Annotated in this window: 22 protein-coding genes, 1 tRNA gene and 2 pseudogenes; 5 read left to right on the top strand and 20 right to left on the bottom strand. The window is 68.3% G+C overall.

Going from position 1 to position 23,426, the window contains the following annotated elements:
• Nucleotides 1-159: 159 nt before the first annotated feature.
• The 5 genes from BJP25_RS31715 to BJP25_RS31695 form a co-directional block, all read right to left on the bottom strand.
• The gene (locus BJP25_RS31715) at nucleotides 160-3,615 is read right to left on the bottom strand and encodes a hypothetical protein (RefSeq protein WP_075978747.1); all 3,456 of its coding nucleotides are present in this window, start codon (nucleotides 3,613-3,615) and stop codon (nucleotides 160-162) included.
• A gap of 12 nt (nucleotides 3,616-3,627) precedes the next feature.
• The gene (gene ettA / locus BJP25_RS31710; protein WP_075978746.1) at nucleotides 3,628-5,304 is read right to left on the bottom strand and encodes an energy-dependent translational throttle protein EttA; all 1,677 of its coding nucleotides are present in this window, start codon (nucleotides 5,302-5,304) and stop codon (nucleotides 3,628-3,630) included.
• 82 nt (nucleotides 5,305-5,386) lie between these two features.
• Entirely contained in the window at nucleotides 5,387-5,641 is a 255-nt protein-coding gene (locus BJP25_RS31705; RefSeq protein WP_075978745.1) for a DUF7218 family protein, read from the bottom strand.
• 74 nt (nucleotides 5,642-5,715) lie between these two features.
• Nucleotides 5,716-6,102 (bottom strand): single-stranded DNA-binding protein, encoded by a 387-nt coding sequence (locus BJP25_RS31700; protein ID WP_075978744.1) that lies wholly within the window; start codon nucleotides 6,100-6,102, stop codon nucleotides 5,716-5,718.
• Between the two features lie 102 nt (nucleotides 6,103-6,204).
• The gene (locus BJP25_RS31695) at nucleotides 6,205-8,208 is read right to left on the bottom strand and encodes a cytochrome c oxidase assembly protein (RefSeq protein WP_143219429.1); all 2,004 of its coding nucleotides are present in this window, start codon (nucleotides 8,206-8,208) and stop codon (nucleotides 6,205-6,207) included.
• Nucleotides 8,209-8,400: 192 nt separating this feature from the next.
• On the opposite strand from BJP25_RS31695, the gene BJP25_RS31690 reads away from it, so the two are divergent.
• Nucleotides 8,401-8,476 (top strand) — tRNA-Arg (locus BJP25_RS31690).
• A 109-nt stretch (nucleotides 8,477-8,585) separates the two neighbouring features.
• On the top strand, nucleotides 8,586-8,927 hold the full coding sequence (locus BJP25_RS33915) for a hypothetical protein (RefSeq protein ID WP_143219428.1): 342 nt from the start codon (nucleotides 8,586-8,588) through the stop codon (nucleotides 8,925-8,927).
• Nucleotides 8,928-9,122: 195 nt separating this feature from the next.
• Here the strand turns inward: BJP25_RS33915 and BJP25_RS36610 are convergent.
• Nucleotides 9,123-9,548: pseudogene (locus tag BJP25_RS36610) on the bottom strand (recombinase family protein); the annotation flags it as partial.
• Here BJP25_RS36610 and BJP25_RS33905 point away from each other — a divergent pair.
• On the top strand, nucleotides 9,439-9,669 hold the full coding sequence (locus tag BJP25_RS33905; RefSeq protein ID WP_158075739.1) for a hypothetical protein: 231 nt from the start codon (nucleotides 9,439-9,441) through the stop codon (nucleotides 9,667-9,669). The pseudogene BJP25_RS36610 and the gene BJP25_RS33905 overlap by 110 nt on opposite strands.
• 83 nt (nucleotides 9,670-9,752) lie before the next feature.
• Here BJP25_RS33905 and BJP25_RS36605 read toward each other — a convergent pair.
• The 14 genes and pseudogenes from BJP25_RS36605 to BJP25_RS31625 form a co-directional block, all read right to left on the bottom strand.
• A pseudogene (locus BJP25_RS36605) lies at nucleotides 9,753-10,166 on the bottom strand (recombinase family protein); the annotation flags it as partial.
• Nucleotides 10,163-10,579: a recombinase family protein gene (locus BJP25_RS31680; RefSeq protein ID WP_084794839.1), complete on the bottom strand. Its 417-nt coding sequence runs from the start codon at nucleotides 10,577-10,579 to the stop codon at nucleotides 10,163-10,165. The pseudogene BJP25_RS36605 and the gene BJP25_RS31680, both read right to left, overlap by 4 nt.
• 122 nt (nucleotides 10,580-10,701) lie before the next feature.
• Nucleotides 10,702-11,265 carry a hypothetical protein gene (locus BJP25_RS31675; protein WP_075978741.1) on the bottom strand — a complete coding sequence of 188 codons (564 nt, stop codon included), beginning with the start codon at nucleotides 11,263-11,265 and terminating at the stop codon, nucleotides 10,702-10,704.
• 125 nt (nucleotides 11,266-11,390) lie between these two features.
• On the bottom strand, nucleotides 11,391-12,299 hold the full coding sequence (locus BJP25_RS31670; protein ID WP_075978740.1) for a replication-relaxation family protein: 909 nt from the start codon (nucleotides 12,297-12,299) through the stop codon (nucleotides 11,391-11,393).
• Nucleotides 12,300-12,468: 169 nt separating this feature from the next.
• Nucleotides 12,469-14,625: a type IV secretory system conjugative DNA transfer family protein gene (locus tag BJP25_RS31665; protein ID WP_075978739.1), complete on the bottom strand. Its 2,157-nt coding sequence runs from the start codon at nucleotides 14,623-14,625 to the stop codon at nucleotides 12,469-12,471.
• Entirely contained in the window at nucleotides 14,618-14,851 is a 234-nt protein-coding gene (locus tag BJP25_RS33895; RefSeq protein ID WP_143219426.1) for a hypothetical protein, read from the bottom strand. The genes BJP25_RS31665 and BJP25_RS33895 overlap by 8 nt, the downstream gene beginning before the upstream one ends.
• A gap of 154 nt (nucleotides 14,852-15,005) precedes the next feature.
• Nucleotides 15,006-15,206: a hypothetical protein gene (locus tag BJP25_RS31660; RefSeq protein WP_075978738.1), complete on the bottom strand. Its 201-nt coding sequence runs from the start codon at nucleotides 15,204-15,206 to the stop codon at nucleotides 15,006-15,008.
• Nucleotides 15,203-15,802: an MT-A70 family methyltransferase gene (locus BJP25_RS31655; protein WP_075978737.1), complete on the bottom strand. Its 600-nt coding sequence runs from the start codon at nucleotides 15,800-15,802 to the stop codon at nucleotides 15,203-15,205. Before BJP25_RS31655 ends, BJP25_RS31660 begins: the two co-directional genes overlap by 4 nt.
• 205 nt (nucleotides 15,803-16,007) lie before the next feature.
• A complete protein-coding gene (locus BJP25_RS31650; RefSeq protein ID WP_143219425.1) occupies nucleotides 16,008-16,682 on the bottom strand; it encodes a hypothetical protein in 675 nt (224 codons plus the stop codon).
• Nucleotides 16,682-17,755 (bottom strand): hypothetical protein, encoded by a 1,074-nt coding sequence (locus tag BJP25_RS31645; RefSeq protein WP_075978735.1) that lies wholly within the window; start codon nucleotides 17,753-17,755, stop codon nucleotides 16,682-16,684. Before BJP25_RS31645 ends, BJP25_RS31650 begins: the two co-directional genes overlap by 1 nt.
• Complete coding sequence (locus tag BJP25_RS31640; protein ID WP_143219424.1) at nucleotides 17,752-18,552, bottom strand: hypothetical protein; 801 nt, start codon at nucleotides 18,550-18,552, stop codon at nucleotides 17,752-17,754. The genes BJP25_RS31645 and BJP25_RS31640 overlap by 4 nt, the downstream gene beginning before the upstream one ends.
• A gap of 81 nt (nucleotides 18,553-18,633) precedes the next feature.
• Complete coding sequence (locus BJP25_RS31635; protein ID WP_075978733.1) at nucleotides 18,634-18,858, bottom strand: hypothetical protein; 225 nt, start codon at nucleotides 18,856-18,858, stop codon at nucleotides 18,634-18,636.
• Nucleotides 18,859-18,973: 115 nt separating this feature from the next.
• Nucleotides 18,974-19,159 carry a hypothetical protein gene (locus BJP25_RS31630; RefSeq protein ID WP_143219423.1) on the bottom strand — a complete coding sequence of 62 codons (186 nt, stop codon included), beginning with the start codon at nucleotides 19,157-19,159 and terminating at the stop codon, nucleotides 18,974-18,976.
• A 331-nt stretch (nucleotides 19,160-19,490) separates the two neighbouring features.
• Complete coding sequence (locus BJP25_RS31625; protein ID WP_075978731.1) at nucleotides 19,491-19,919, bottom strand: hypothetical protein; 429 nt, start codon at nucleotides 19,917-19,919, stop codon at nucleotides 19,491-19,493.
• Nucleotides 19,920-20,070: 151 nt separating this feature from the next.
• Here BJP25_RS31625 and BJP25_RS33890 point away from each other — a divergent pair, with 151 nt between their 5' ends.
• On the top strand, nucleotides 20,071-21,528 hold the full coding sequence (locus BJP25_RS33890) for a hypothetical protein (protein WP_143219422.1): 1,458 nt from the start codon (nucleotides 20,071-20,073) through the stop codon (nucleotides 21,526-21,528).
• A 216-nt stretch (nucleotides 21,529-21,744) separates the two neighbouring features.
• The gene (locus BJP25_RS33885) at nucleotides 21,745-23,370 is read left to right on the top strand and encodes a hypothetical protein (RefSeq protein ID WP_143219421.1); all 1,626 of its coding nucleotides are present in this window, start codon (nucleotides 21,745-21,747) and stop codon (nucleotides 23,368-23,370) included.
• Nucleotides 23,371-23,426 lie beyond the last annotated feature (56 nt).

Raw genomic sequence — 23,426 nt, 5'->3', positions numbered from 1 at the left:
TTGTTCAGCTCCACATCGGTGGTGGCACGTCGTTGTGCCACGAACGGCTCGCGCGCGAGATCCTACGCCGGAAGCGGCCCGCTCCCGGTGAATCTCCGGATAATGTCAGTTTTCATGCCTGATCCGGTGGCTGAGAAACCACGTGGACCCCCTTGCCGGTCACCCGCTGTCGAAGTCGGCGGGCGCCCACTCGGAGGACCGGTGCCGCCCGCGCGCGCCGGGCGGCGGCACGGGTCGACCGGACACCTGCTGCTCGTCGGCCTGCTCGCCGCCGCGCCAGCCGTCGCGCTCGTCGGGCTGGGTGGCCTGGTAGGCGGCCATCGCCTCCGCGAGCAGGTCGGCCAGGTCGCTGGAGGCGGTGCGCTCGCGCCTGCCACCGCGCTTGGCGGGCGCCTCGGCCGCGGGCGCGTCGGCGGGGCGGGCCTCGACCTCCGGCGGGCGCGGCAGGCCGCGCAGCCGGGCGGAGAAGTCGATCGAGCGCCGGTCGGCGAGCCGGGCGACGTTGTCCGGCACGGGCTCGACCGGGCTCGGCAGGGCGGGCACCGGGCTCGTGGGCGGGTCGAGGAGGGGGTCCCCGACCGGCTCGTCGCTGCCGGGCGGGGGCGCGACCTCGGGCGGGGTGGGCTGGGTGTCCGGGTTCGGCGGGGTCGGCACGTCCGGGGACCCGGGCGGGGTCGGCACGGTGGCGGCGGGCAGCGGGGGCGGCTCCGGCAGCGCCAGCGACGGGGTGTCCGACAGGGCGGGGAACGGGGGCAGCGCGACCGCGGGTTCCGGCAGCGGCGTGGCGGGCAGGTCCGCGCCGGCCTCGGGGGACCCCTCGTCCGGGGCACGCCTGCGCCCGCCCTCGCCCGGGGTGAGGCCGAAGCGGTCGAGCACGGACTGCGCGTCGCTGACCTGCTGGGCCTTGCCCGCTGCGGGCTCGGGGGCGGGCGGGGGCGCGGCGGCCTGCTGGGGCGCGGCGGCCTGCTGGGGCGCGGCGGGTCTGCGCCCGCCGAAGCGGATCTCGCCGCTGTCGAACTTGCGCAGCACTTCCTGCACGTCGATGCCCGTGGGCGGCGTGGGCACCTTGTCGGCGGGCTTGGCGGCGGGCGGGGCGTGCTCGACCGGGTCAGCGGGGCCGGTGGGCGCGGGCTGCGCGTCGGCAGCCGTCCCGGCCGGGTCCGCCGGGGTGTCGGCCGAGTCCATCCGGCGCAGCACCGACTGCACGTCGACCGGCCCGGTCGTCGGGTCGGTGTTGGGGCCCGCGACCGCGTCCTGGCCGCGCCTGCGGACGCTGGCGGTGTCGGTGCGCCTGCTCGCCTCGGCCTTGGCGCTGGCCTGCTGCACCCGGCGGCGCAGCTCGGCGGTGTCGAAGCGGCGCAGCACCGAGCGGGCGTCGGCGTCGGGGGTCTGCGACCGGCGCCGCAGGCGGTCGGTGTCGCTGGTGCCCGCGCCGGTGCGGTCGGCGCGCCGCTGGCCGCCGGTGGTCTCCGGCCGGTGCCGCACCCCGCCTTCGGAGCGGGGCGCGCGGCCGGTGGCGCGGCGGATCTCGGCGCTGTCGAACCGGCGCAGGATGGCCTGGGCGTCGGTGCCGTCGGCGTGCCGGGACTCGGCGTCCCCGGCCGCGCCGTCCGCACCGCTCGCCGGGGCCGCCTCGGTCGCCTGGGCGGCCGCGGGCCCCTCGACCTCCGGCAGCACCGTGGGGTCCTCGCCCCCGAACGGCAGGTCCTCGGCCCGGCGCCTGCCCCCGCTGGTGGGCGTGCCGAGGACACCCGAGCGCGACAGCACCGAGGCCACGTCCTCGCTGTCGGCCGCGGCGGACAGCTCGGCGGCCGACGGCCTGCGGATCTCCTCGCTCGCCCGCCGCGAGGCCCGGCGCCCGAGCGTGCCCGGGGGCGGGATCGGGTGGGTCGACGGCTCGGCCGCCGCCTCGGCGGGCGCGGTCCGCGGCTCGGGCTGCGGGGGCTCAGGCTGCTGGGGCTCGGGCTGCTGGGGTTTGGGGGCGGTGAAGCGGGGCTCGGTGAGCGCGGCGCGTGCGGCGACCAGCAGGGCGTCGACCCCGCCGACCGGCCCGTCCACGCTGCCCAGCCGGGTCGCGACGCCGGTGGCGACCCCGACCGGCCTGCCCGCGCGCTCGGGCAACCAGTCGCCGCCGCCCGCCTCGCGCACGGTGTCGGCCAACCACTCGGCGGCCGTGCGCGGCGCCCCGGGCAGCAGGACGGCGAACTCGCCCTGGTCGCCGCGGATCAGCTCGGCGTTGTCCGGCGCCAGGCCGCGCACGTGCGTCGCCAGCGCGTTGAGCAGCGCCTCCAGGCCGACCGGCGCCTGGTCCCCGGGCTGCGCCACGATCCGCACCAGGGTCAGCGCGTACTCGGTGTCCGGCTCGGGAGCCTGCTCCTGCGGTTCAGCCTTCCCGCTCTGCGCCGCCGGTTCCGCGCCCGCGGGCGGCCCGGGGTCCGCGTCCGGTTCGGCGGGCGCGGGGCGCGGGGACGGGACCTGGTGCGGCGGGGAGTAGGTGGGTGGGCGGACGACGGTGTCGCGCAGCAGCTCCACGGCCTGCTCGGCGTCCGTCGCACCGCTGACAGCCGTGGTGAGCAGCGCCCGCGCCTCTTGGGCGGTGGTGAGGGTGCGGTACTCGGCGGCCCGCGCCGAGCGCAGCGCGTGCAGCGCCTCCACGGGGTGCCCGGCCTCCTCCTCGGCCCCGGCGAGCAGCGTCCACGCGTCGGCCAGCAGCGAGTGCAGCCCGTGCCGCTCGGCCGCGCGGACGACGTCGACCAGCAGCGCCCGCCCGGTCTCCGCCCGCCCCGCGGGCAGGTGCACCCGGGTGGCCAGCGCCAACCGCACCCGGCCGAGAGCGGGCGCGGCGGCCGCCCGGACCGGCAGGGCGAGCGCGTCCGCGGCCAGCGCCTCCGCCTCGGCGAGGTCGCCCTCGTCGAGCACGGCGCCGACCAACTCCCAGGTCAGCCGGGCCCGGACGAGCCCGCCGTCGGGCGCCGCCCCGGACACCCGGTTGAGCAGCGAGAGCCCGTCCCTGGCCGTCTCCTCCGCCGCCTCCGGGTCGCCGTGGCGGCGGTGGTAGGCGGCGGTGCCCGCGGCGAGCAGCGCCCGCCGCAGCCGCCGCTCGTCCTGGTCCAGGGCGGCGTCGGCGGCCAGCAGCCGGTCGGCCTCGGCCAAGGCGTCTTCCAGGTCGTCGCGGCCGCCGACGTGCGTGGTGCACGCCGCCAACCCGGTGAGGGCGTCGGCCCTGGTCGCCTCGCGGACGGCCTCGGAGGCCAGCACCGGCCGCAGCAGCTCCACGCCGACCAGCGGGTCGCCCAGGGCGAGGGCGGCCGCGGCCAGGGCGGTGCGGACCGTGGCCTCGGACTCGACCCCGGCGGCGTCGACCGGGCCCGCGGGCGGGCGCAGCGCGGCGACCCCGTGCCGGACCGCCTCGGCCGGGCGGCCGAGGCGGACCAGCGCGGTGGTCAGCAGGACCCGGACCCGGGTCGCGGTGGCGGCGTCGGCACCGGCGAGGGCGCGCTGGGCGAAGGGCACCGCGACCTCCGGTGCGCTCCACCGCAGCCGGTCCGCCCCGCGGACGAGCGCCGCGCGCTCGTCCGCGTCGACCACCGCGGGCTCGGTGTTCCAGGCCGCCACGTCGCAGGCCCCCTAGTCGCGGGTCAGCTTGCGGTGGGTGACCCGGTGCGGGCGGGCGGCCTCGACGCCCAGCCGCTCGACCTTGTTCTTCTCGTAGCCCTCGAAGTTGCCCTCGAACCAGAACCACTTCCACGGCTCGGCCTCGGTGCCCTCCCACGCCAGGATGTGCGTGCAGGTGCGGTCGAGGAACCACCGGTCGTGGGAGATGACCACCGCGCACCCGGGGAACTGCTCAAGCGCGTTCTCCAGCGAGCCCAGGGTCTCCACGTCGAGGTCGTTGGTCGGCTCGTCGAGCAGGATCAGGTTGCCGCCCTGCTTGAGCGTCAACGCCAGGTTCAGCCGGTTGCGCTCGCCGCCGGAGAGCACGCCCGCGGGCTTCTGCTGGTCCGGGCCCTTGAAGCCGAACGCGCTGACGTAGGCGCGCGAGGGCATCTCGACCTGGCCGACCTTGATGTGGTCGAGGCCGTCGGACACGGTCTCGAACACGGTCTTCTTCGGGTCGATGTTGGCCCGGTTCTGGTCGACGTAGGACAGCGACACCGTGTCACCGACGCGCACCGCGCCCGCGTCCGGCTTCTCCAGGCCCACGATCGTCTTGAACAGCGTGGTCTTGCCGACGCCGTTCGGGCCGATCACGCCGATGATGCCGTTGCGCGGCAGCGTGAACGACAGGCCGTCGATGAGCACCCGGTCACCGAAGCCCTTGCGCAGCTCCTCGACCTCGACCACGACGTTGCCCAGGCGCGGGCCCGGCGGGATCTGGATCTCCTCGAAGTCCAGCTTGCGGTACTTGTCCGCCTCGGCCGCCATCTCCTCGTAGCGGTCCAGGCGGGCGCGGGACTTGGTCTGGCGGGCCTTGGCGTTCGACCGCACCCAGGCCAGCTCCTCCTTGAGCCGCTTCTGCAGCTTCTGGTCCTTCTTGCCCTGCACCGCCAGCCGCTCGGCCTTCTTCTCCAGGTAGGTGGAGTAGTTGCCCTCGTAGGCGTGGGTGCGGCCGCGGTCGATCTCCAGGATCCACTCGGCCAGGTTGTCCAGGAAGTACCGGTCGTGGGTGACGGCCAGGACGGCACCGGCGTAGGAGGCCAGGTGCTGCTCCAGCCAGAGCACGCTCTCGGCGTCGAGGTGGTTGGTGGGCTCGTCGAGCAGCAGCAGGTCGGGCTTGCTCAGCAGCAGCTTGCACAGCGCGACCCGGCGGCGCTCACCACCGGAGAGCACGGTGACGTCGGCGTCCGGCGGCGGGCAGCGCAGCGCGTCCATCGCCTGCTCCAGCTGGGAGTTGAGGTCCCAGGCGTCGGCGTGGTCGAGCTCCTCCTGGAGCCTGCCCATCTCCTCCATCAGCTCGTCGGAGTAGTCGGTCGCCATCAGCTCGGCGATCTCGTTGAACCGGTCGAGCTTGACCTGCACCTCGCCGAAGGCCTCCTGGACGTTGCCCAGGACGGTCTTCTCCTCGTTGAGCGGCGGCTCCTGCTGCAGGATGCCCACGGTGTAGCCCGGGGACAGGAAGGCCTCGCCGTTGTTGGGCGCGTCCAACCCCGCCATGATCTTGAGCACGCTGGACTTGCCCGCGCCGTTCGGCCCGACCACGCCGATCTTGGCGCCGGGGAAGAAGGCGAGGGTGACGTCATCGAGGATGACCTTGTCACCGTGCGCCTTGCGCACCTTCTTCATGGTGTAGATGAACTCGGCCATGCCCGCGATCGTAGAGTGGTCGGCCCGGCGCCGTGAGCGCGGCAGGGGCTTCGCCCGCGCCCGGGGGCGGCCCGAGCGCCCGTCAGTGCTCCCGCAGCGCCCTGACCAGTTCTTCCTTGCGCATGCCGGAGCGCCCGTCGATGCCGATCTCCCCCGCGCGCTTGCGCAGCTGCTGCACGGTCCAGTCCTCGTACGAGCCGCTGTGCCCGCCCTTGGCCGACACGGCCCGCTTGCCGCGCGCGGCGGAGGCGTTGGCGATGCGGGCGGCCTTCTCCTTCGACTCGCCCTTGTCCCGCAGCTCCCGGTAGGTCTTCTCGTCCTTGATGCTGCTCGCCACGGCGTCGCTCCTCCTGCTGCTCGTCGGAACTCCCGCCTGGGGGCTTCCCCCGTCGTGACCACGGCAAACACCCCTCACGCCGCGTCCGCGGCCGCGTCGGCGCCGATCGGCTCGGCGTCGGCGGGCCGGGGGAAGCGCAGGTTGCGGCCGACCGCGGAGGCCCGGACGACGAGCGTGGTGCGCTGGGCGCCCTCCCACTCGTACTCCTCCACCCGCAGCCTGCCGTGCACCACCACCGGGTCACCGCGCCCCAGGCCTGCGGCCACGTTCTCGCCGAAGCGGTCCCAGCACTGCACCTCGCAGTAGAACTGGTGCCCGTCGACCCAGGCGGCGGTGTCGGCGTCGTAACGCCGCTCCTTGCTGACCATGCGGAAGCGGGAGAGCGTCTTGCCCTCCTCGTAGCGCCGCTGCTCCACCGGGGCCACGACCCAACCGGTGAGCGTCACCATCGTCTCGTTCACGTCCGTCTCCGTCCCTCGTCGGTACGGACAACGGTGCCGGGTGCGCGCGGCCGGGGCCAGCCGCGCTCGCGGCCTGTGGACAGCTCGGGGGGCTGTGGACAACTACCGCTTGTCGCGGGCCATCTGGCGCAGCATGGCGTTGTAGGCCTCCAGGTCGTCCGACCCGCCCTCGTCCACCCGGCGGTCGGTGCGGCGCGCCTCGCGCTCGTCGGCCCGCGACCACTGCGCCAGCAGCGCGATCAGCACCAGCAGCAGCGGGATCTCCCCGGACGCCCAGGCGATGCCGCCGCCGAGGCGCTGGTCGCCGACCAGGTCGGCGTTCCAGGTGAGCCCGAGCGACTGGTAGAAGGTCAGGCCCACCACGGTGTCCATGCCCATGATGATCACGCCGAAGAACGCGTGGAACGGCATCGACGCGAACACCAGGCCCAACCGGCCCAGGTGCGGCAGCCGGTTCGGCGCCGGGTCCACCCCGATCACCGGCCAGTAGAAGATGTAGCCCACCAGCAGGAAGTGCGCGTTCATCAGCAGGTGCGCCCAGTGCTCGGGCAGCGCCGCGTCGAACAACCCGGTCAGGTACAGCCCGTAGAACGACCCGACGAACAGCACCAGCGCGACCACCGGGTTCGTCAGCACCTTCGACACCGGCGAGTGCACCGCCGCCAGCAGCCACTCGCGCGGCCCGGGCGGGTTGTCCCGGCCCGCGGTCGGCAGCACGCGCAGCGCGAGGGTCACCGGGGCGCCCAGCACCAGCAGCACCGGCGCCAGCATGGAGAGCATCATGTGCGCTTCCATGTGCACGCTGAACACCGCCGGCGAGTACCGGCCGACGCCGGAGGAGGTCGCGAAGAGGATCACGAAGCAGCCCGCCATCCAGGCGATCACCCGCCCGACCGGCCAACTGATCCCCCGCGCCCGCAGCCGCCGGTACCCCACCGCGTAGAGCCCGGCGAGCACCAGCGCGGCGGTGCCGAAGACCAGGTCGAACCGCCAGTCGAACAGCAGCCGCACGGCGGTGGGCGGCCCGTCGAGGGTGTAGCCGAGCTGGATCTCCGTGCGGTCGGGCTGCACCTGCACCGACGCGGGCGGCGCCGTGCGCGCCAGCGCCGAGGCCACCCCGATCGTCACCAGCATGACCAGCACCTCGACCCCGGCGAGCCGCAGCAGCGCCCCCCGGTCACCCCGCTCCACGACGCCCTTGACGCCCCGCTCGCGCTGGAAATAGCCGAACACGCCCAGCACCACGAGGAGAGCGGTCTTGGCGACGATCAGCAGCCCATAGCTCGACGTGAACAGGTCGCGCACCGGCAGCCGGATCAACGCGTTGACGACCCCGGACGCGGCCATCACCACCCAGCACACCAGCGCGACCTTCGAGAACCGCGCCGCGGCCAACCCCAGGTGCGCCCCACCGCGCCGCCCGTGCACCAGCAGCGCGATCAGCCCCCCGACCCACAGCGCGGCCGCGAGCAGGTGGAACAACAGGCTGTTGGTCGCCATGTCGTGCGACCCGCCGCTGGCCGAGTGCCCGGTCAGCGCCACCGGCGCCACCCCCGCGACGGACACGAAGAACAGCGCCGCCGTCCACCCCCAGCTCAGCACGAACCGCGTCCCGACCCACACCACCAGCGCGAACCCGGCGGTGAACAGCCACGCCTTCGGCTGCTCCAACCCGCCCACCAGGTCGACCAGCACATCCGTCCGCAGCACGTCCCCCACGCCCAACCCCGCCGCGTCCGCCGCCGTCAGCGGGGCGAGCAGCAGCGATCCGAGGAACCACACGGCGGCCCCCCACCCCGCCATCCGCAGCGCCCCGTACCCCCCGACGTCCAGCACACCCGACCGCTGCGGCGGCACGAAGAAGGCCGCGAACAACAACCCCCCGATCGTGACCACACTGCCCGCCTCGGCAACCACCCGAACGAGCGTCAACGCATACCCGGTGAAGGCATCGGACTGCGGCAACCCCGGCAACACCTCCGCGGCCCCACCCGTCAGCGTGAGCAGCACCACGGCGACAACACCCGCCGCGAGCACGCCCACCACCACGAGCCCGACCACCCCGCCCACCCCGCGGGGCCCCCGAGCCACCTCACGCTCAGTCACGCCATCACCAGCCACAACCAGAGCGTAGACGCCTCCCCACCACCCACCGTGACAAGCCACCCCACCCCCCGAACGGCCCCCCACCCTCCCCCGAACGCCCCCACCACGCCGCCGGGGAGAAACGCCGGGCCCGTCTCCAGCGATCAACCAAGAGGAACGGACTACTGTGCACCCTCGGCAGTCCGCCCCCGCGCCCCTGTAGCTCAGCGGATAGAGCAGGAGCCTTCTAAGCTCTTGGCCGCAGGTTCGAGTCCTGCCAGGGGCACCAAAGCGTGCTTATCCGAACCCTCGGCCAAAAAAGTAGATCCCGAGGTCAGAACAGAGAACTCCCCAGACGCACCGTCAGGTGCGCTGGGGAGTTCGTCGTTCTGCCCTCGTTGCAGTACATCAGCCACGGTCGTGACATCGCTCACGTCCGGCATCGCTCGTTCGGGTGGAAGTTGCACTCGTCGGGCTATGCCGAGCATCTGCTCGAATGGAGCCGCCACGGTAGCGCCCACGCCCTCCTGGCGAATCTCCAGTCGTTCGAAGAACGCCTGGTTGAACAACCGGCGAGTCGCCGGTGGAGCCGCCAGGTAGGCCCGGTGGCAGTTGCTTGCCAGCTCCAGCGCTACCGCCAGGTTGCGTTCAAGCTCCACGAAGGCCACGTCGGTGGCAGCCAGCCGCTCGTCGATGCGGGCCAACTGGCCAGCAAGCGCTTGCTGCTCCTTCGCCACTAAGTCCAGTGGCATGGCTCCGGCGTAGATCGCCTCCACCAGCTTCTTCTGCTTCGCCTCGGCCGCCTGTCGTTCGCGCTGCAACTGTTCCCGTGCTCGCTTGGCTTCGGCGCGGGTGGCAGCCAGGGTCCGGTGCAGATCGGCCTCCACCAGCGCCCGCACAGCTGGCGTCAGCTCCACCCGGGACCAGTAGTCCTCCACCATCTGCTCGACAGTGGAGATCAGGATGGCCTTGCGACGGCAATCCGTCCGTTTGGCGTGACGGCCCAGGCAGACGAAGTACGGGTAGACCACGCCGTGACGGTTCTTGGCGTTGGTGATCGTCAATCGCGAGAGACAGTCACCGCAGAACACCGACGATTTGAGGTAATGCCGGTGCTCACGTTGGCGCTCGCCGAGCAGATGCTCGCGCAGTACCTCCTGCACCTTCTGCCACGTCACCGCATCCACCAGCGGTGGATGGTTCCCCGGGTGCCACACCCCCTGGTAGCGGACCTCGCCCAGGTAGTACCGGTTGGTCAAGATGTTGTGCAGGATGCTCGGCTGGATCACCTTCTCCGGCAGCTTCGGCGTCCGCCGGGTCCGCAGCCCACGCACCTCCAGCTCGGCGGCCATGGACCGCAACGTCCACTCGCCAGTGGCATACGCCTGGAACGCCCAGCAGATCAGCTCGGCCCGCTCCTCGTCGACCACCACCGTCCGCACCTCACGGCCCTCGTCGCTGAGCTTGCCGGTGTTGCGGTAGCCCAGCGGCGCCTTGTTGTTGGTCCCGCCCCGCAGCGCCTTCTGGCTCATGCCCTTGTGGACCTCGACGGCCAGGTTGTGCGAGTAGTACTCCGCGAACCCTGACAGCATGGCGTGCATCAGCATGCCGCTCGGCGTCTCGTCGATGTTCTCCATCACCGAGACCAACTTGGCGCCCGCGGCACGGATGGCCATCGTGATCGTCACGTCGTCCATCCGGTTGCGCGCCAACCGGTCGACCTTGTGCACCAGCACCAGATCCACCGGCTCCGAACGGAGCGCCACCAACATCCGCTGCAAGTCCGGCCGATCCGCCGACTTGGCCGACTCCCCGGCATCGACGAACTCTCCGACCACCACCGCACCCAACTCCTGGGCTTTGCGGTAGACCGCCTCCCGCTGCGCCGGGATGGAGTAGCCCTCGTCCTGGCCACCCTTGGCCGCCTGCTCCTTGGTGCTGACCCGCAGGTAGGCATAGGCACGCAGCGAGCCGCTCACTCGGCACCTCCGACCTGTGGCAGCCGCCGGAACGCCTCACGCATCCGCTGGGCAGCCACAAAGCGCTCGGCGACCTCCACCCCCATGACCGTCAGGACGTCAGCACCACGAGCCTTCAGTTCCGCCAAGATGGTTTCGAGCCGCACCAGGTCGCCCGCCAGGCGTGCCAGGTCGTACACCAGCACTGCGCAGACCGCCTGGCTGGTGACGTCGTCGATCAGCCGCTGCAGCTCACCTTGCCGACTGGCCACGGCCGGGCCGTGGTCGACGTACTCGCCCACCACGCGCAGACCGTGCCTGTTGGCCAGTTCGGAGCAGACGGCGCGCTGGTCGTCGGCCATCCGCGTGCTGGCATCGTCACCCTCCACGCGGACATACACAAAGGCATTTCGCAGTCCTGCTTCGGCTTTCATCTGAACCCCCTTTCGTTCTTTGTTTGCCTATATGGCAATCCCTTCGATAATAGCTCCGAATTGCGTTAATTCCGAGCATGTCCAAAAATGAAGCTGAAATGACATTTTTGGGATATCCGAATTCATTCGTCAGATATCCCAGGCCCTGCTTCGACCGGCCGGTCGTCGATGAAGACTTCGAGGCGCTTGTCGATCGGGGTGGTGTGGAAGCGCTGGCCGGTGTCGAGCGTGATGTGCCACTCGCCCATGGGGTTGGGGATGAGTTTGACCTGCCTGCCGACAGTTGGTGAGAGACGTGGGTAGCGTTCGACCAGGTGTTCCAGGACGGCCGTGATGTTCTCGAAGCTGCCGAGGTGGACATCGGCGAAGTGGGTCATCATGTCGGGGCGGTCGATGCGGACGCCGGGAAGGCGCAGGTAGGCCCGGAACGCTCCGCGGTGGTCGCGCAGGGAGCCGTCCAGCCTGGTGCGCAGGTCCGTCAGCGTTCGGGGGTCGGCCTGCTGGTCGGCGGGCAGCGTGGCCTCAGTCGCGGCGACGACGTAGCGCGTCAGCCACTCGACCCAGGCGGGTTCCTCGGCGTCGTCGTCGAGGTAGCTGTAGATGGTTGCCAGTTCGTCGGTGATGCGTTCACGGTCGATGCGGCCGGAGATGGCGAACTGGTGCAGGGCGCTGACCGGATCGGCCATGTTGTTGGCCAGGTCGCGGGCGATCGTGCGGGCCCCGTACTCCGGCAGCTGGCCGCTGGCTTCGGCATCGACGAGGGCGTCGGCGATGACGTCGGCCAGGTCGTCGGCCTGCTCGACGCTGCCGGTCAGGTCGATCTCGCCGTACTGGAGGCGTTCTGGGGTTGGCCCGAGCCGGCCTGGCTCGTCGGGGTTGAAGAATGGGTGTCGTTCGATGGTGTAGGTCCTCCTTTCGTTGGGGGTTCAGGTAGTTGGTTGGTTGCCACGGCAGTGAGCTGGTCGCGGGTGATGACTCGGAACAGCTCGGGTTGGATGGCGGCGTCGCGCTCGAAGGCGTACTCGAGCGACCGCTGGCGGCGTTCGTCCGGCACCAGCCAGACCACGGCCGGGAACAGGCCGTGCTGGGCTTGATGGGCACCAGTGGCGGCGTAGCGCTGGTAGGCCTTGGCCTTGCGCAGCACCACCGGCGGGTGCTCGGTGGCCAAGTCGACCTCGATGAACCGGTGATCCTCGAAGTCGCCGCTGGTGGTGATGGCGAACAAGTCCGGCTTGAGCCACTCGGTGGTGCCGAGCGGGCCGACGAACGAACGCCAGTTGTAGGGCTCGGTCTCGATGGTGAGCTCGTCCAGCGCTCCGGTGCGCTGCAGCTCCCACAGCTCGATGGCAGCGTCGGCCACCGCCAAGGTGTGGTCAGCGAAGGCCGCTGACGGCTCCAGGTAGCGCCGTCGGGCGGTGCCACCGTGCCGGACACGCAGCAGCCGCTCGCCCACCGCGCCGAGCTGCCAGGAGATGCCGCTGCTGCCCGCCCGTACTCCGCCGATACGCCGCTTGAGGCGGGCCACCAGGTTGCGGGCTTCGAGGCGGTCGAGCACTCGCATCGCCGCAGTGGAGGCCGCGCCTTGGTTGGCGTGGTCATGGAAGTGCAGCCGCCGGATCTGGGCGGTGGTCAGGAGTCGGAAACAGGAGAGTGATTCGAGGATGGCAACGTCACGGTCGGACAGGCGAGCCAGCAGGGTGCTGGTGGCGTCTGGACTCATCGGCAGCCCTCGGCCTGGTGGCCGCCGTGACTCCCAGGATGGGAGTCAGTCCCATCCCAGCTCGCCGCCCTCACCGCCCGTGTACAGGCATAACGCCGACAGGCGGGCAACACGAAGGCACGGGCGAACCGTCGGGCAGGCGTTGCCCGACATGGCTTCGGCGCACCGGTCATGACGACCTGCGCTTTCGCCCCACCACTGGGTTCATCGGGTTGGCTAGCGTAGGCGGTGAGGTCGTCGGGGTGGCGCCGGTGCTAGACGGTGGCGCCAGTGGTGCGAAGTTGGCAGCGATGCGCGCCCGGACCTCGGCCGGATCGGTGATCGGCGGTGAGGGCGGCAGCGTCTTGACCAAGGCCCAGCCGGACGGGTGTCCCTGGGCCACCAGGTTGGCGTAGGCGTGCCACCGGGGCAGGCTGGTGAAGTCCTCCACGCTCAGCTCGCGGGCCAGCCGCGCCATGTCGCGGGCGTCGTCGTACTCGGTGGCGAAGATCAGCTTGGAGCGGGCGTTCATGTCCACCGCCGAGCGCAGCGCCGGTGGGAACTGGTCGCGGAACTGTGCCGCCAAAAACCACCCCACCGACAGAGAACGGCTGACCGCCAGGGCATCGGCCAAGCCGACGCCGAGGTGCAGGAAGCGCGGGGCCTCGTCGACGACGATGGTGGCCGGGTGGGCGTTGGCGTCGGGTTCAGCGGCTCGCTCCTGTGTGGCCTGCCAGAGGTCAGCGATGATCAGGCTGCCGAGTAAGGAGGCGGTGCCAGGGCCGATCAGGCCATCGTTGAGCGGTACCAACAGGATGCGCTTGTCGCGGAACAGGTTGCGCAGCTTGAAGCGCGGCTCGGGATCGCCCAGGATCCGTGTCAGCGCCGGGCGGAGCAGGAACTGCCTCAGCTTGTTGAGCGGCGCGGCGATGGCCGCTGCCTGCGCCTGCGGGCTCTGGCTTTCGTACCAGGCCCAGAAGCCCGCCAGGGCGAGGTCGTCCTGGCTGTGCCCGACGTAGCGCCGTCGCACGGCCGGATCGACCAGCAGCTGCGGCAGGTCGAGCAGAGTCGCGGGCAGTCCCTTGGCCGCTGCCCTCGCCAGGGTGCGAAGGGTGGCGCTGAAGATGTCGCTGCTCCTCGGCCCCCAGCCGTCGTGGAAGACGTGCTCGAAGACAGCCAGGATGCCGTCGACCACCACGTCCGGGTCGCGGCCGGAGACGTCGAGCGGGTTGAAGGTGACCGGGCCCGGCTCGCCGGGGTTGATCTCGACGACATCGTCCCAGCGGGATTTCGGTGTGCGGGCAAGGATGTCGTCGATGAGCTGCCGTTTCGGATCAAGCACGGCAACCGCCCGTCCGGCGTTGATGTCGGCCATGATCAGCGACAGCATGGCCGTGGTCTTGCCACTCCCCGACGGGCCGTAGGTGATGCCGTGGAAGGTCTGGTCCTTGGCGGAAATGCCGAGGGTGCGGTCGTCGCCGGGCACGGCGCTCTGCACGAAGACGCGCTCGTCGCCGTGCACCGACTTGGCCGCCCGGAGCGGCTTGGGGTGCAGTGGCGGCAACCCCGGCAGTTCGCCGCCACCGATGGGCAAGGCCAACAGGCCGACCAGCTCGTCGACGGCCAGCCGGAGCGGCCAGCGCAGTGGCTGCTCGGCGCGCTCGATGGCGCGCGGGTGCTGCCTGCGAGTCGAGATCCGCACACCCGGCGACTGCGCCGTGGCGATGGCGCTCAGCAGTCCCAGCACGAGGCGTTGGCGGCGGGCAGGGTCGGCAGCGGTGACGCCCAAGCGGATGGTCAGGGCGAAGCCGCTGTGCGACACCCGGGCCTTGAGGCGCTGGCGGGTCTCGGGACTGGCCTTGGTCGGCATGCCGAGCACCAGCCGCGTCAGGCTGGTATCCGGGTCGGCTGTGCCTTCGGCCACTGTGACCGGGGCCCGCCGCGGACCAAGGACCACCTGGAGAACGAGCTGCTCGCCCTTCTTGGTGATGACCGACAAGGCCGAGAGCAGCGCCCGGGTCGTGGCCTCCGGGCGATCGGTCAGCAGCGGCAGGCTGCGGGGGCTGAGCTTGAGGCGCACGGCGGTATCGACGGCCAAGCGCGGGCTGGCCTTGGCCAGGCTGCTGCCCGGCAGCAGGTCGACCAGAAGCCGCCGCAGTCCAGTCAGGTGGGCACGCGCCGCGCCCAGCAGGTACCGCACACCACCCTGGTCAGCACGGGCCTCCAGCACCAGGCGCGGCGCTTGGCGGTCGGCGGCCAGACGGTGCAAGAAGCTTGCGAGGTCAGCGGCCTCCATGGGCCGCGGCAGGTGCAGGCTGGAGAAGACCAGCGCCGAGGGGTCAGCCATGGCGGCCACCTCGGCGCGAAGCCTCGGACTCGGCCGGGAACTCCGGGCTTGGCTGGTGCTCGCTCAGGGCCTGCGTCTCCAGGTCGGCCTCGACCAAGGCCAGCAGGGCGCGGCTGAACTTCTTCAGGTCGAGCGGATCGCGGCGAACACCATGGACGTAGTAGCGCGGCTGGTTGCCAAGCGCCCGACGTCGTCGTCGTTCGGGTTGCTGTGGTTGCATAGTCATCTTCCTCCTCTCACTTACGATTGCTTGTGCTCTCAGGTGCTGCTAGAGGGTCAGCCAGCGCTATTCGAGCCTTCTTATGAACTACATTGAACAGTTCGTCAAGAGTGTTTGTCGCTTTTACAACAACACATGACCTACGCCGATGGAGGTGGCGCTACCAACGCGAGCGCCGCCAGCGAATGACGGCGATCGCGATCCACGTCACGGTGCCGAGGGCGATGAGACCGCCGATCCAGGGCAGGTACGGCCCCAACGACTCGATGGCCCACAGCAGGCTGAAGATGATCGCCATGAGCAGCACGTAGCCGCGCAGCACCAGCCACAGGCCGCGCTTGAGCGGGTTGCCCTCGCTCACCGGCCATCACGGGACCTGCGGTCGCTTGGCACCGGGTAGCCGGGGATGGTGATGTCGCTGTCGTCGATCTGGTTGCCCCAGACCGCCCAGTCGGCTGAAGAGGACGGCCGCCGCCGGGCGAACAGCTCCAGGTACGGGCCGTCCGCCAACCGCTCGATGAGGGCGTACTGCTCCTCGGGCTTGTGGGAATGCGCCTGCACCGGGGCGTTGATCCAGCTCGGCTGCGAGCGCATCTTGACTTGCGGCTTGCCCTTGGTGGCCACCAGCAGGTGCTCGGTGGCGTTGCGGATCGGGTTGCCAAGCCCGAGGCGGAACTTGATCCACGTGATCTGGTTCTTGACCGTGAACCCCCAGCCCTCGGCGACGTCGTAGCCGTCGCGCAGGGTCGCGTTGGTGACCCAGAGGAACAGGAAGCTGTTGTTGGCAGCCAGGTCGGCCACCGGCATGGCCTTGATGCGCTCCAGGGACATGAGCGGGTAGTGTCGCTCAGCCCCGCGGTCTCCGGTCTGGCCGAGTTGCCACGGCGGATCGACGAGCAGTGCCCCGTAGCGTCGCGCCGTTGGGGCTGCCGGGATCGGCAGCGGGAGTTGGTGCATAGAGGTGGTCTCCTTTCGTTGTGCGCCCTGGACGGGACGCGTTAGCTATCGCCTCCTGTTATGGGGAGTGTTGCTGGATAAGGGAACCGTGGCTTCGGGCGAAGGTCCGGGCGAATGTTCGCCCGAAGCCACGGTCACCGACCACTGTTACGGGCACAGTTTCGGCGCAGCAGGCTGCACGAGATGGGCTGTTGTGGAATGCACCTCAGTCCACGTAGGCGATGCTGCCGGGCCGGTGCGCCACCAGCTCGCCGAAGACGGTGCGGGCCACCGCCCCCGGCGTGCTGTCCTCGGTGATCCGGCTGACGGCGATGCCCTCCGGCAGCTCCGGCTGGCCGCTGCCGAGCACCACCGCCCGATGCCTGCCGGGCAGGCTCGCGAAGCGGGCCAGCGCCGCGGCCGGGTCGTCGTCGGCCAAGGCGAAGTCGGAGAACAACACCACCGAACTCCGGTGACGGTGGAAACGCTGCACCAGCCGCTCGGCCTGGCCCAGGCTGGGGCCGAGCTGGCTGCTGCCCGCACCGTGAGGCACTGACAGCTGCGCCTCCAGCGACCAGAGCCCGACGGTGTTCAGGCGGTGGGTCCGGGCCCGGCGCTGCACGTCGAAGTGCAGCACCACCGCCCGCTCATCCCCGGCCCCTGCCCGGGCGACCGCCCGGAAGGCCTGCCGGATCTCCTGGTAGCGGTTGGACTGCGGGTCGCTGCCGCTGGTGCTGGTCACCGAGCCGGAGTCGTCGACGATGACGACCACCAGCGTCGGCACCTCGGCAGGGCCACCGGCTTCGCCGAGAACCAGCTCCGCGTCATGCTCGGCGTGGCCCACCTCGCCCAGCAGCCTGGAGGTCAGCAGGCGGCTGGTGCGAAGCTGCCGGGCCCGCATCACGACCGGTCCCCCCGCCGCGGGCGCCGCCCGATCTGGCCGCTGACCTCACCGGCCGGAGCGCCGTGCCCGAAGACCTGCGGCTGCCGCCGCTGGACCCGGAAGGCAAGCGAGTCGACCCGCTTGCTGGCAGCCGTGCCGCGCAGCTCGTGCTCGGCGCGGATCGAGGCCACCGCCTCCATCGCCCGGGCGCGCTGCTTGGTGTGCGGGCAGGAGGCCAACGTCTGGTGCCGCATCATGGCCTGCTGCCAGCGCCCGAAGCTGCGGTCGATCTGGTCGGCCACCTCGTCGGCAGCGCTGTAACCCAGCAGCGCCGAACCGACCGCCGTCGCCGCTGCCAACAGGCCGAAGGTCAGCCCGGCGGCGGCACCCTCGACGCTGGCCCGCAACAGGCCGATGCCGACCGCCACCAGCAGCGTCACCACCAGCGACAACCCGCCGACGAGCTTGACCATCCCGAAGCCGCCGGTCGTCCCGGTGAAGAAGCGCGCGAAGCGCTGCTCGTCGGCCGAGAGGGACCTCAGGTCGCGCTGCCGCAGCTTGGCCAGCTGGTAGTTCCGCAGCTCACTGCCGACCAGCCCGGCGGCACCGGCTGCCAAGCCCGCCGCCAAGGCCTGCCCGAAGGCGATCTCCGGCACCTCCCCGAAGGCCACAGAGGTCGACCAGACCGCCACCGCGTCGCCGAGGGCCAGGATCGGGGCGACTACCCAGTAGCGCAGCTTGGCTTTGGGCTGGACGCAGACGTAGGGCGCCAGGACTTGGACCGTCAGGTGGTAGTCACCCTGGGCCTCGGTCACTGCCCGCTGGTGCTGCTCCAGCAAGAAGCCGGACGCCGAGGCGGGCACCCCCAGCTGCTCCGCCGCCATCCGGGAGCGGCGGGCAGCCAGCTCGCCCTCGGCGGACCAGAGCAGCGGCTGCTCTGCGGCCAAGGCGGCGTACTCCTGCTCGACGTAGGACTGGCCCATGACTGGCAGACGCGGCTGCATCTGCACCTTGGGCGGGTTTCCCACCTGGATGGCGTCGGCCTGCCGGGTCCAGAAGGCCACCGACGGCTCGCGGCTGGCGTTGATCACCGGCCCGCCACCACGTAGTCGGTCACCGCCGAGCAGCGGGCAGCCCCGGTCCGAGCGCAGAGCCGGGTGTAGAAGACGACCAGCCCCTCCACCAGCGGCGTCGGGTACGAACCGGTCGAGATCTTGCCGAGCCCGGCCACCGTGACCGTGGCGCCGGAGAGCTGGGGCACCGCCAGCCCGTCAGCCAGCTGCTCCAGCTCCCCGGACGTGGAGATCCGGGAACCGAGGTCGACGCCCGTCGTCTGCACGCCGTCGCTCAGGATGACCAGGCGCAGCTGGAAGGGCGCACCGAGCTGGGCGGCGTACTCGGCCCCCAGCCGCAGCACCCCGACGATGTCGCTGCCGTTCTGCGGCAGCGCGCCCAGTGCCTCGACGTAGCCGGACCGGATGGTCTCTATGGCAGTGTCGACCGCGGCGGGCACCCGCTTCAGGCGGGCGTTGAGCGTGGCCCCTTCCTGGGCCAGCGAGCTGGAGAACAGCTGGATGGTGCTGCCGCTGGAGCCGGAGAAGCCGACGACCGACAGCGTGCCGCTACAGACGGCCGTCTCCGTCACCACCGACTCGATGGCCGCCATCCGCTCGGCCGTGATGGCCTCGGCGCTGCTGGAGCCGCTGCCGTCGATGCCGATGAAGCTGGCGGGTGGCGCGGCCGGGTCGCAGCGTCCGGCCAACTGCTGGAGCTGGCCCAGCTCACCCTGCGAACCACCACTGCCCGACGAGCAGGCCGTGAGCAGCATGAACAGCGACATCACCACGACCACCAGGCCGCGGGCGAATGCGTTACGAGAACCGTGCATACGAACTCCTCTCTGTGCGTACCGGTAAGGAACGGTGCTGGGGAAGCAGCCGGGCAGGACCGTCTCCCCAGCACCGGAGGGTTACGAGGCCGCTGGCACCGCGGCCGGGTGCGGCTTCTTGAACTTCTGCTTGGTGCCGATGCGCAGCTGACGCCTGCGCTTGTGCTCGCTGACCTCCGCCAGCTCGGCCGGGCCATCCGGCTGCAGCCGCAGCCGCTTGCCGATGACCAGGAGCTCCTGCTCCTGCTTGCCGAGCTGCGCCAGTTCGCGTTTGCGAATGTCTCTGGTGAAGCGGTTCCTGGGCATAGGTGTCCCCTCTGCTGAATTCGGATGAGCCGGTGACGAACGCTCGGACCGCTAATGGCCGAGCAAGAAGTGAGGGGGTCAGGAGCGACGCTGGCCGCTCCCGACCCGTGGGCAACTACTGTTCGGGGTCGTCGTTCTCCTCGCGCACCGCGCGCAGCAACTTCCACTCTTCGTTGATGCGCTTTTGCGCCGCAGCCTGTTGGCGGTCACGCCGCTGAAAGACCTTCTCGGTGCCCGCTATACCGAGCAGCACACCAAGCAGGATCAGCAGCACAACTGCCACCACGATGAGGACAATCACGAACAACACCCCACAGAATCGTGGGTCACGTGTACGACTCCTGTCTTTGGTTATCAAGGTCCCCCGAGAGCCGGGGCCAAGCGGGCCGGAGAGGCCGCTGGGAAAACCCTCTCAACAGATTTCAGCCGCCGCAAGAACATCAGGCCAGATGTCACGGCAACCCAGCGTTTTGTCACGACATCTCCGCAAAATCCCAGGCCGCGCCGGTCGCGTGACACGCCATGACAAGCCTGTGACACGCCCCCGACCAGTGAAAAGCCCGCTCCAACAGCGTCAGAACGGGCAGGGGGTGGGGTCGACCAGGGACAGGTGCAGCGCGGCCTGGACACCGTTAGACGCCCAGGCGCTTCAGCCGCTTCTTTTCGTGGTAGCGCTCCAGGCGGCGAGCCCAGTCGGTCTCCACACAGGTTGCAAAGAAGCCGTAGTTGTGGATGTCGTGGAGTTCGCCGTGGTAGGACGTGCCGACCGGCAAGAACCGGTCGGCTACGCGCTCGATCTTTTTCGAACTCGGATCTCCTGGCGTCAGCCAGTAGCTGAGCGAGGACGGGTAGCGTTGCCAGCGATCCACGACAAAATGGATGGCGATCTGCAATTTGGCGAACTGGTAGCGACAGGCCCAGACGCCACTACCGTCGAGCATCCAGGCGCGGATGTAGTCGGCCAAATTGTCGGGTGACAACTCGGATGGCGGCGTGCGGTGAACAAACTCCAGAAAAGAGTGCACCGAAGCGTAACGCAGCCCGTTGTAGTGAGCAAGCATTTGTCGAACCTCCATATTAGTGAAGGTCGACCCCATTCATTCTTATAACATAAACGCAATGTCATTGCAAGTGCAACTAGTTGCTTGGGCTTCCATGCAGAGCGTTGCTGCATCTATCATGAGGCTAGCTCTGATCTAGGGAGACGTGCTCGTGCCACCTCTGCAGCCCAACGCTTCCGACGACTACGGCTTGGAACTGCAACAAATTGCCGAAGGCGGCGACTACGAGCAAGCCGATTCCTTGGGCGACCTTGTCCTAGAACTTGCTGGAGTTGCGAACTGGGAGGTTCCGCCCGGTGCGCGGGGTCTGCTACTAACAGCAGCGCTGGAGCAAGTTGCAACCGTGGTACGCGCGACCGCACTTAAACATCTGAGAACTGAGAAGCACGACAGAGGAAATCCAAGTTGTCTTGCGGCTGCGGCATGTGAACTGTTGGATCTAAGGGGCGCGGATCTTTACGAGGACCAGTTCGCCGAGGCGCTGAAATTGTCTACGTTCGCGGACGTTTGGAAGAAGCCAGGTACAACCCTAGGCGTACAGCGCCGTCGACGTGCGGTCGTGTGGGCAGAATACGGCGAGCAAGAGTTTCGGTCAAGCTTGGGGCGCGGGCCGTATAGAGAGTCCTTCTATCATCTCGGCAACGCCCTCGAGCAGTGGAAAACCGACTCGGGTCTAGTTGATAAAATCATCGGCACACGCGGCCCGCAGCCCATCTACACACCGCAATCGGATCCGCCTAGTAGCACGGCCCGTAAACCGTGGAGAATCGGGAGCCTTGCTGCTGTCGCAGTCGTTGTGGCTGCGGCCGCCACCCTCTACGGCGCAGGGGTCTTTAGTGGAGAGTCAGCTCCATCAGTACGCACCACTTTGATCGGCACTTCCCAGTCGACAGGTGGCGGCATTCGCGTCGCTTACGCTAATCAGCCTCGTGCCGCTTCGCCCTCCGATATCCAGCGTCTCGCTACCGGAGAACTTCTTGATGATATTCACAACCGTGACACTTTGCTCAAAGGTCAATTGGACGCTGGCGCGTTCCTGGTCAGAGACGCGGAGGTATCGTTTGAGGTAACCAATGTCGGAGAGCATGAAATATCTGTCTACGCTATCCACATCGACAAGAAGGAAGTACCAATCCCGGTCGAGCAAGCCATATTGATCGACGATCTTCCCCTCGGCGGAGATAAGCGCCTGATCGAGTTTGATCTCGACGAAACTGCGCCCGAGGGGTACAAGCGAGAGAGCGGCTACTCTGACCCGTACCCGTACTTCAAGGATCAGACAATTTCAATTGCTCCCGGAGCTACTGAAACCTTTTCTTTGCAGTTCTTTCTAGGTTTGTCGGCATATGAGTTCACAATCAATATTGAGTATACGGATGACGGTGAACTCCGGAAAGCAAATCTCAACCGAAGCGGCCAACCATTTCGCATCACAGGTGAGGCGTGTCCTCAGCAGAGAAACTCTCCGCGCCTGCGGGATAATCAACGCAATCTAGTCAATACCGTCCACTATGCGCGAGTCGCAGAGATAGTTCTTGCCTCGGGCCGAGTCTGGCAGTATCAAGATAACGTTGCCGAGTACGAGCGCCACTGCATGGCGGACGAGTAAGGGTAGCGGTCAGACATGAAGCGAAATTTCCCGAAGCCAAAGGCCCTTGCGCTGATTGTCGTGCTCGTCGCGGTGGGACTTCCGCTCGTTGCGTCGTCTGGGCCGCGGTCGCCAGTCTGGGGGTACACGGCAGACCAGTACGTTGTATTGCTAGAAGGCACGACTGAGCTCGTCCGATCTCATGTTGAACCTGATCGACACATACAGCCTGTCAGTATGACTAACTCGGGTCGCTTTGCTTTTACGTTGATTGTCGATCCGCAGGAGCGTGACGCGACCGCGGACGATGTTACCACCGCCATGATGCAGAAGCGCAAATTACTCGTTCTTGACAGCGAAGAGCGGCGGGTCTCCGAACTACCATGCAGCATGTGTCAGCGCGCTGCGGCGGTCGATGAAGACAAAGTGCTTGTAAGCCTGCATCCCTTTTCAGACGAACCTTCCGGCGCGCTTCTCAGATTTGATCTTGCCAGACAGAACAAGGCCTCAAGATTGAACGTAGACCTTACCGATGATTGGGTTAGCCGCATTCGTATCCGCGGTGCGTCCGGCGGCCGGTGGGCCTTAGCAAGCACCTTTGACGTCGAGTTAGATAGAGAATCGTTCTTTGTCGTTGACAGTAACGCGCACGCAATTAAGATTGATGGAAGCCTCCCGACTACTTCTCCGTTCGCAAGCAGCCAACCAATCAATCGTATCGTGTCCGTGTTAGCCGCGAGCGGTCTTTCAGAAGAGCCGCCAGCATTCTTTGCCGTTGCCGAATATCGCACCGACGACGGTTGTTCCGGCTATCCAGACTTCTTCTATATCTATGATGGCAAGGTCATAGATGTCTCCGACAAGGAGTTTCTACTCGACGGTATAGCCATTGCCACCCCGCAGATCGATCGATTTGATAAGCCAATCGTTAACGGGGTCTTGTTTGATTGCACTAACGAAAGTGGTTCTGGTGTAGCACAGTCGTGGATACGCGCGGGCAAAAAGTGGCAAGCAACTCCAGCGCCACAAGTTCGTACCATCCAACTGAACTCTTCATACGCACTACTGTCCCGAGGAAATCTCGCTCTTAACTCCCAACTTGTCTTGCAATACGGCGGCGAACAACACTTGGTTGCAACTGGATACCAATACGCATTCTGGCGCTCGCCTTTTCACTTTGCGAAGCCCGTACAGGCCGACATGTGCAAGGTGTTCGACGAGTTCTGCGTGCCAGAGGGCAGCACTCAGTTGCCGTCTAGTAGTTGCCCGCGTCAGATGACCGCTTGCAATATCAAAGATGTCGACCTTGACGGCGATAAACAGGACGAGCAGTTGAGGATCCTCGTCGCTACACGACTTAACGGGTCTCGATTCCTCATCGTCGAAGCCAACTCCTCGATTTATGGCTTCAGGCAGTTTACAAGCGAGATCTTGAGCGACCGTTCTGATGTCGGTTATCTCGGCAACTACGACGTCAACGGAGATGGTGCGCAAGATGTTTTTGTTAAGCTGTCCGGTGACGACAGGTCTAGCAATGTGCAAGTACTAACTTTGAAGAGCGGGGATCTGCGACCAGTACCGGGGATTCCCGAGGATGGCCTACTTCTGGATTCGTCGAGTACTGCGATGGCCGGATTTATTTGTAGCTTTGACCCGTCGACCAAGTTGCCGACTTTGACTGTGTTTGGACTCGGCACGAGCGACCCACAGGCAGAACTTTTTTCAGGAACCGAGACAAACTATATGGCGAATGAGAAGGGGAGGATGGTAACAGAAGGGCCGCGGGAGAAGACTTACCTTCTCGGCACAGAACCCATACGCAAAGCCGGAATCACTTGCGGTGATTTGCCTGAGTTTCCCTAGAGTAAAGCCTCCTGTGTCTGCCGCTCTACACGAGTAGGCAAACACAAGAGGCGGTG

It is taken from the genome of Actinokineospora bangkokensis (assembly GCF_001940455.1).
GTDB lineage: Bacteria > Actinomycetota > Actinomycetes > Mycobacteriales > Pseudonocardiaceae > Actinokineospora > Actinokineospora bangkokensis.
This window is presented reverse-complemented; position numbering and strand designations above follow the sequence as displayed.